The organism is Lawsonibacter sp., from assembly GCF_022777125.1.
GTDB lineage: Bacteria > Bacillota > Clostridia > Oscillospirales > Oscillospiraceae > Lawsonibacter_A > Lawsonibacter_A hominis.
In genome coordinates this window covers 1-7313 of sequence record NZ_JALFGV010000104.1, presented here as the reverse complement: position 1 = coordinate 7313, position 7313 = coordinate 1, and the positions used below count along the sequence as shown (strand labels likewise).

Here is a 7313-nt window from a genome sequence, read left to right as displayed (position 1 = left end):
GGGATCGTAGCCGGCGGCCACCAGCAGCATCTTGGCGGCCTCGGCGCCGGTCACGTTGGCGGCGGGGTCGAAGCGGCCGTCGCCGCGGCCGGCGATGATGCCCAGGGTGAAGCAGTAGTTGATGTGGCCCTTGGCCCAGTTGTCGCCGATGTCGGTCAGCTTGCTGTCCACGCCGGAATACAGCTCGTTGTTGTCAACGCCCTGATTCATGATGACGGAGATCATCTTCGCCATCTCGTCGCGGCGCACGGTCCCCTCGGGATCATAGCTGCCGTCGGTCTTGCCGTCGATCACGCCCAGGGTGGTGAGCATGGAAACGGCGTCCTTGTTCACGATCTCATCGCGGTCGGTGAAATCGTTGTAGCTCACAGCGGAAGCGCCGACGACCATCATGCCGATCAGCATAACGGCGGCCAGAGCCAGGCTGAGAGCCCGTTTGAGGTTTCTCATCTGGAATTCCTCCTTCTAAATTTTAGAGTTCCGGGCCGTCATGCCTCGGGTTTGGCATTACTTACCAGCCAAGTATGACTCCCCTTGCCTCTGTGATGACTATAAATCATCTTCCGTCCCCCGTCAACCGCTTCGGGCCATTTGTAACAAAGCTGTAAAACAAGCCATGCCTTCCATTTATATATAATGTATGGCCGGGCGGATGCACGTCTGCGTACATCCAGGGCGGGCGGACAGGCCGCGGACGCTGGAATTTTTTTCGCGCCCCGGGAAACTTTCCGCCTTCGGCGCCGTCTAAATTTAAGGATAACTTAAGAACTTGTCACTGGATTGTAATTCCATACGCCCTGCCCGGGTGGTACAATGGCAAGCAGAGTACCGTGAATTAGGAGGAAGGAAACATGACGCAACAGCAAACCCCGGTTCTGGACCAGGTCGCGGCCGCCGCCGCTGCGCCGGCGACGCCGCCTGCAGCGCCCAGCGGCAAGCGCAAAAAGAAAAAACACAGCGTGGGCAAGATCATTCTGGCCATCGTCCTCATCGCCGCGGTGGTGATCGGATTGATCGCAGCCCTTTATTTCCTGGTGTTCAAAAAGGATGATTCCAAGGGTACCGCCATGACCGATTTTGTCAGCCGCGGTTCCATTCAGAGCGTGGTGGAGGGCAGCGGCTCCACCCGGGCCAAGGATTCGGCCACCGTCAGCCCCACCGCAGGCGGCACCATCCTGGAGCTGTATGTGCAGGAGGGCCAGCAGGTGACCGAGGGCGAGCAGCTTTACCGGATGGACGACACCGCCGCCCAGGAGGCGGTGACCGCCGCCCAGGAGACGGTGAACAAGTGCGCCAAGGACCTGCAGGCCATCTATGATTCGGCCAAGGATCTGACCATCTCCGCGCCGCACTCCGGCAAGCTGATGGAGGTGGCCGACCTGAAGGTCGGAAACACGGTGAACGCCGGGGACCCCATTGCCACGCTGGTCAACGACACCAAGCTGCGCCTGTCCCTTTACTATAACTATACATACGAAAACGAGATCAGCGTGGGGCAGGCCGTGCAGGTCTCCATCCCTTCCGTCATGTCTACGCTGAGCGGCAAGGTGGAGCAGATCAACAAGGTTCGCTTCATCTCCCCCGAGGGCGGCATCTATTTTGAGGTTGTCCTTGTCCTGGACAATCCCGGCACGCTTACCGAGGGGATGGACGCCTCGGCCGTCCTTACGGCTGCCGACGGCACCCCCATCTACCCCTATGAGAACGGGCAGTTCAAATATTACGAGACCACCAAGATCACCGCCAAGGTCAAGGGCCCCGTGGAGTACGCCGGGCTGCTCAACTATGCCGACGTGAAAGCGGGCCAGCTGCTGGTCCGGCTGGGCGCCGAGGACAATCAGGAGGAGATCTCCGCCAAGCAGGACGCCCTGAAGACCGCGCAGGAGAAGCTGGATACCGCCTTGAAGGAGCTGAGCAATTACAACGCAGTGGCCCCCATTTCAGGCACCGTCCTCTCCTGCAGCCTGAGCGAGGGCATGGAGGTCAGCTCCGGACAGGGCATCACCATCGCCGACACCAGCGTCATGACCGTGGATATCAACATCGATGAGCGGAATATCGGCTACGTCAAGACGGGTATGATGGTCAATATCGACCAGTACGGCACCCCCTATATGGGGATCGTGGAGAGCGTCTCCCTGACCGCCAAGGGCGAAAACGGCGTAGCCTCCTTCCCCGCCGTGGTCAAGGTGGACAATCCCGACGGCAGCCTCATGACCGGCATGTACGTCAACTATTCCTTCGTCGCCAGCCAGTCCGACGACTGCCTGACCGTGCCCGTCCAGGCGGTCAAGTACGTCAGCTTTGCCGGGATCGAAGGCTTCGGCGGCACAAACGGCGACGGTATGACAAGCGGTACGGATGGGATGGGCGACGGAGCCATCGCAGACGACGGAGCCGTTGTGGACGAGGAAGCGGGCGGCGACGCCGAGGCCGCGCCCCAGTCCTACGCCGGCGGCGCTTCCGCCAAACCGCTCATGGCGGTGGCCGTGCCCATGCCTGCGGGCGGCGGCTCCTCCGGCAGCTACGCCGGCGTCAGCGACGACGGCACCGGCACCATCGTCTTCGTCCGTTCCGAGCAGATGCCGGAAAACGGCATTGCCGAGCCGGACCCCTCTTGGGAGTGCCCTGAGGGCTTCTGGGCCGTACCGGTGGAGGTGGGCCTTGCCGACACCACCCGCGTGGAGATCATCAGCGGCCTGAACGAGGGCGACGAAGTCTTCATCGGCTATGAGACCCAGCAGGCCGACAGTTGGGGTTGACGCGATGCTCATAGATGTAAAAAACCTCTTCAAGATTTATAACGAGGGGGAAGAGAGCGAGGTGCGGGCCCTGGACGGGGTCTCCCTGCGCATCGACCGGGGCGAGTTCGTGGCCATCATCGGGGCGTCCGGCTCCGGCAAATCCACCCTGATGAACATCCTCGGCTGCCTGGATATCCCCACCTACGGGGACTATCATCTGGATGGGGTGGATGTGACCGAGCTGACCGACCGGCAGCTGGCCCACGTGCGCAACAAGCAGATCGGCTTCATCTTTCAGGGGTTTAACCTGATCCCCGCCCTCAACGCCTGGGAAAACGTGGAGCTGCCCCTGATCTATCAGGGGATGTCTCCCTCCCTGCGCTCGGAACGGGCGGAGGAAGCGCTGGAGAAGGTGGGCCTGGCGGACCGCTCCCGCCACAAGCCGACCGAGATGTCCGGCGGCCAGCAGCAGCGGGTGGCCATCGCCCGCGCCATTGCCACCCACCCGCCGATCATCATGGCCGACGAACCGACCGGCGCCCTGGACTCCCGGACCGGCAAGCACGTACTGGAGATCCTGCACCGGCTCCACGCGGACGGCTCCACCATCATTCTCATCACCCATGACAACGGCATTGCCGCCACCGCCGAGCGGATCATCCGCATCTCGGACGGCCGGATCCTCTATGACGGGGACAGAGAGGGGGCCTTCCAGTGAATCTGAATCAAGCCTTCAAGATCGCGGCCAAATCCATCGCGGCCAAGAAGGGCCGCTCGGCCCTGACCATGCTGGGCGTCATCATCGGCCTGGCTGCGGTCATCATCCTGGTGTCCTACGCCCAGGGGCAGAATCAGCAGATGCGGGCCTATTATGAGAGCCTGGGCACCAACGTTATCAATATCGAGGCCAGCTCCTGGAACAGCCAGGGAATCTCCGACGCGCTCTACAATTACTGCATGGAGCTGGACGAATACGTTCTGGGCGTTACGCCCAACATCCAGATGTACAACCAGACGGTGGTCAAATACGGCGCCAAGACCCTGGACAACTATCAAACCAGCTGGGAGGAGAGCCCTCAGGTCGTGATGGGCAACCAGCAGTTTGCGCTGTGCAATAACCTTACGGTGGCCAAAGGCCGGGACCTGTCCTATCTGGATATCCAAAAGTACAGCCAGGTCTGCGTGCTGGGCTCCAAAATGGCCAGCATGCTCTTCAACTACGCCGACCCCATCGGCAAGACGATCACCATCAACGGCACGCCCTTCGAGGTGGTGGGCGTGTTCGAAGAGAAGGACCCCAACAATTACAGCGGCGTGGACCGCTATATCCTGGTGCCCTACACCATGACGCGCCTGCTCAACAGCAGCACCTCCTGGAGTTCCTTTGTGGCCAAGGCGAAGGATTCCGCCTCCACCACCCGGGCCATCACCCTGCTGGACGGCTTTTTGAAGGGCCTGATCGGGGAGAACGGCTACTACTATGTCCAGACCCCCAACCAGTGGCAGGAGCAGGGGGAGGCGCAGGATAAGCTGCAGCAGCGCTTTCTGGGCGGCATCGCAGCCATCTCCCTGGCGGTGGGCGGCATCGGCATCATGAACATCATGCTGGTCACCGTTACCGAGCGCACCCGCGAGATCGGCATCCGCAAGGCCATCGGGGCTGAGCGGCGCAGCATCATCGCCCAGTTTTTGATCGAGGCCTGCATGATCTGCGGGATCGGCGGTATTTTTGGTATCGCGGCGGGCTATATCGGCACGCTTATTGTTGGCAAGCTATCGTTCAATATGATATTATGGCCAAGCGTGGGGGTCACCGTTGGCGCGTTCTTCATCTCGGTTGCGCTGGGCGTGATCTTCGGCCTGTACCCCGCCATTAAGGCCTCCGGCCTCCAGCCGGTGGTGGCCCTGCGTGCGGAATAAAGGAGAGAGTGGAATGAGAAAACTGAAACGACTGATCGCCTGCCTGCTGACGGCGGCCATCCTGGCCGGTCTTTTGGCGGCCTTGCCCGCTTCCGCCGCAGGCGCCGGCAGCTTTTACGACATTACCGATGAAGCGACCGCCAACGCCGCGGAGGTACTGCGCCTGCTGGGCGTGGTGAACGGTACCGGCGGCGGCGCGTTCCGGCCTGCGGGCACGCTGACCCGGGCCGAATTCTGCAAAATGACCATTGAGATCATGGGCCTGGGCGGCGAGGAGCCCGCCCAGCGCAACCGCACCATTTTCCAGGATGTGGGCCCCTCCCACTGGGCCCGCGGCTATGTAAACCTGGCCTCCACCACCACCCTGGGCGGCGGGGAAGACAAGGCGGGTACCCGCCTTATCATGGGCGTGGGAGACGGCACCTTCCGTCCCGACCGCGCCATCACGTACGGCGAGGCGGTCACCATCCTCATGCGGGTGTTAGGCTACGGCAGCGGCGATGTGGCCTCCGGCGCCTACTGGTACGACGGCTATGTGGCCGTGGCGCGGTCTTCCGGCCTTTCCGACGGTCTGAGCCTCTCCGGCTCCTCCACCATTACCCGCGGTCAGGCGGCCCTGCTGTTTTATAACCTGCTCTTTACCAGTCCCAAGGGCAGCACGGAACTCTATCTGAAGCAGCTGGGCGGCGAGCTGACCGGCAGCCTGGTCATCCTGTCCACGGACGCGGTGGCGGAGGACGGCACGACCGGCTCCGTGATGACCTCCGCCGGCACCTACAAGACCGACCACAAGGGCTTTGACGGCAGCCTCAACGGTACCCGCGGCAAGCTGCTGCTGGATCGCTCCCAAAAACTGCTGGCCATCCTGCCGGATGAGGACAGCACCTTCCGCACCGCCACCATAATGGGCAGCCCCCAGGCCAATTCCATCCCTCTTCTGGGCGATGAGACGGTATCCGTCAAGCTGACCACGGCGGTTTACCAGAGCGACAGCAGCGAACCCACGAGCTATGAAAAGATCTGGACCGGCCTGCGCACCGGCGCCAACCTGGTCCTGTGCTACAACGGCTCCGGCAAGCTGGACTACCTCTACCTCCGCTCCTCCAGCGACGCGGTGAACGAGGACAACGCACTGGTGGCGAAGAACAAGCCCAACGGCGCCACCAATCCCTTTGCCTCCCTGGTGACCGGCTCCGGCGATTACCAGATTTATAAAAACGGCGTCCCTGCCGCAGTGTCTGATCTGCAACAGTATGACGTAGCCACCTATGACGGCGGCTCCAACACGCTGTTCGTTTCCGACCTGAAGCTCACGGGCATCTACGAGGACGTCTATCCCAACACGGCGGCGCCTTCCACCATCACGGTGCTGGGCACTCCGTTCACCGTGCTGCCCAGTGCGGTGCAGGATCTGAGTACGTTCCAGGTCGGCGACCGGCTGACCCTGCTGTTGACCTCCACAGGCCAGGTGGCCGGAGCGGTGCCTACTTCTGTGGCAAAGTCCAATGCGGTGGGTGTGGCCGACGTTGCCTCCAAAGACAATGTGACCATCGAGCTGTTGGACGGTGTGATCAAGATCACCGGCAAGACTCAGTATACCGAGCCGGCCGCCCAGAAGCTCAACGGCAGTCTGGTGACGGTCTCCTCCGCCGAGCGGGGCTATCTGAGCCTGACCAAGGTCCAGGGCAAGGCGGCCGCCGCCCCGCTGGATCTGACGAAAAACACGCTGGGGACCAAGGACCTCTCCGCAGGCATCCGCTTCTTCGAACAGGTCGGCAACGGCAAGCTGGCTGAGATCGAGCGCAGCGACATTGCCCTGACCAGGATCCCCGCCGCTCAGATCACCTACGTGGGCTACGACTGGGCCGGCCGCGTAGACAAGGTAGTGCTGAACGATGTGACCGGCGACCGCTACGAGTACGGTCTGATCTACTACCAGCCTGCCGGTATGTATGACGAAAAGACCTGGAGCACGGAGCAGAATGACTATGTCACCACCAGTACTTACCGCAACGGCACCATCCGGGTCACCAACGGCAGCGGTGAGCTCTCCTATGTGGTCGGAAGCGTGGCCGGCGCCAAGAGCGGCTATATGGGCGGCATCGCAGGCTCCATGGATCAGGTGGACGACCATCAGATGCTGGCGGGCTTTGCCGCACTGCAGTCCGTCACCGGCCTGCGCCGCGCTCAATTCGACGCCGAGGCCATGACTCTCACCACCAACAGCATGATCCTCCCCATCTCCAACCAGGTACAGATCTATAATGAGGCTACCAAGACCTGGTACACCGCCAAGGACGGCGGCCATCCGGAAAACCTGCAGCAGGCTCTGGCATTCTCCGATGATCTGAGCGTCTATTATGATAAGACGCCGGAGACAGGCGGCAAGGTCCGTATCATCGTCATCAAGTAAGCATACACAGCAGCGACGGCGCAGGCATTTTGCCTGCGCCGTCGCTGCTTGTCGAAAAGGCCTCGCAGTGTTCGCGCTCACTGGCGCTAATTCAGTCCAATCCTTTTTCTCCGGCGACTTGTGCGTCGGAGAAAACACTTCTCGGTCTGTAAGTGTGCGAACTGTCCGCCTGCAGCGGACAGCGAGTGCGCGCAACAGGCCGCAGCTCTTTCGAAAAAGTGGCAAAGCCACTTTTT

The 7313-nt window shown here is 61.6% G+C and carries 5 protein-coding genes; 4 read left to right on the top strand and 1 reads right to left on the bottom strand.

Annotation, left to right across the window (positions count from 1 at the left end; all coding sequences use genetic code 11):
- On the bottom strand, window positions 1-450 hold a 450-nt coding region (locus tag MR825_RS08980), incomplete at its 3' end, for an S-layer homology domain-containing protein (protein ID WP_287880277.1).
- A gap of 401 nt (window positions 451-851) precedes the next feature.
- Here MR825_RS08980 and MR825_RS08975 point away from each other — a divergent pair.
- Genes MR825_RS08975 through MR825_RS08960 form a run of 4 tightly spaced genes read left to right on the top strand, consistent with a single transcriptional unit; the run spans window position 852 to window position 7077 of the window.
- The gene (locus tag MR825_RS08975) at window positions 852-2762 is read left to right on the top strand and encodes an HlyD family efflux transporter periplasmic adaptor subunit (RefSeq protein ID WP_287880275.1); all 1911 of its coding nucleotides are present in this window, start codon (window positions 852-854) and stop codon (window positions 2760-2762) included.
- Window positions 2763-2766: 4 nt separating this feature from the next.
- Window positions 2767-3462: an ABC transporter ATP-binding protein gene (locus tag MR825_RS08970; RefSeq protein ID WP_287880272.1), complete on the top strand. Its 696-nt coding sequence runs from the start codon at window positions 2767-2769 to the stop codon at window positions 3460-3462.
- Entirely contained in the window at window positions 3459-4664 is a 1206-nt protein-coding gene (locus tag MR825_RS08965) for an ABC transporter permease (protein ID WP_256175986.1), read from the top strand. Before MR825_RS08970 ends, MR825_RS08965 begins: the two co-directional genes overlap by 4 nt.
- A 13-nt stretch (window positions 4665-4677) precedes the next feature.
- A complete protein-coding gene (locus MR825_RS08960; RefSeq protein WP_287880268.1) occupies window positions 4678-7077 on the top strand; it encodes an S-layer homology domain-containing protein in 2400 nt (799 codons plus the stop codon).
- Window positions 7078-7313 lie beyond the last annotated feature (236 nt).

Excerpts from the sequence above, each read along its gene's own strand:
- MR825_RS08975 (WP_287880275.1), top strand. The coding sequence starts at position 852 with ATGACGCAACAGCAAACCCCGGTTCTGGACCAGGTCGCGGCCGCCGCC.
- MR825_RS08970 (WP_287880272.1), top strand. The coding sequence starts at position 2,767 with ATGCTCATAGATGTAAAAAACCTCTTCAAGATTTATAACGAGGGGGAA.
- MR825_RS08960 (WP_287880268.1), top strand. The coding sequence starts at position 4,678 with ATGAGAAAACTGAAACGACTGATCGCCTGCCTGCTGACGGCGGCCATC.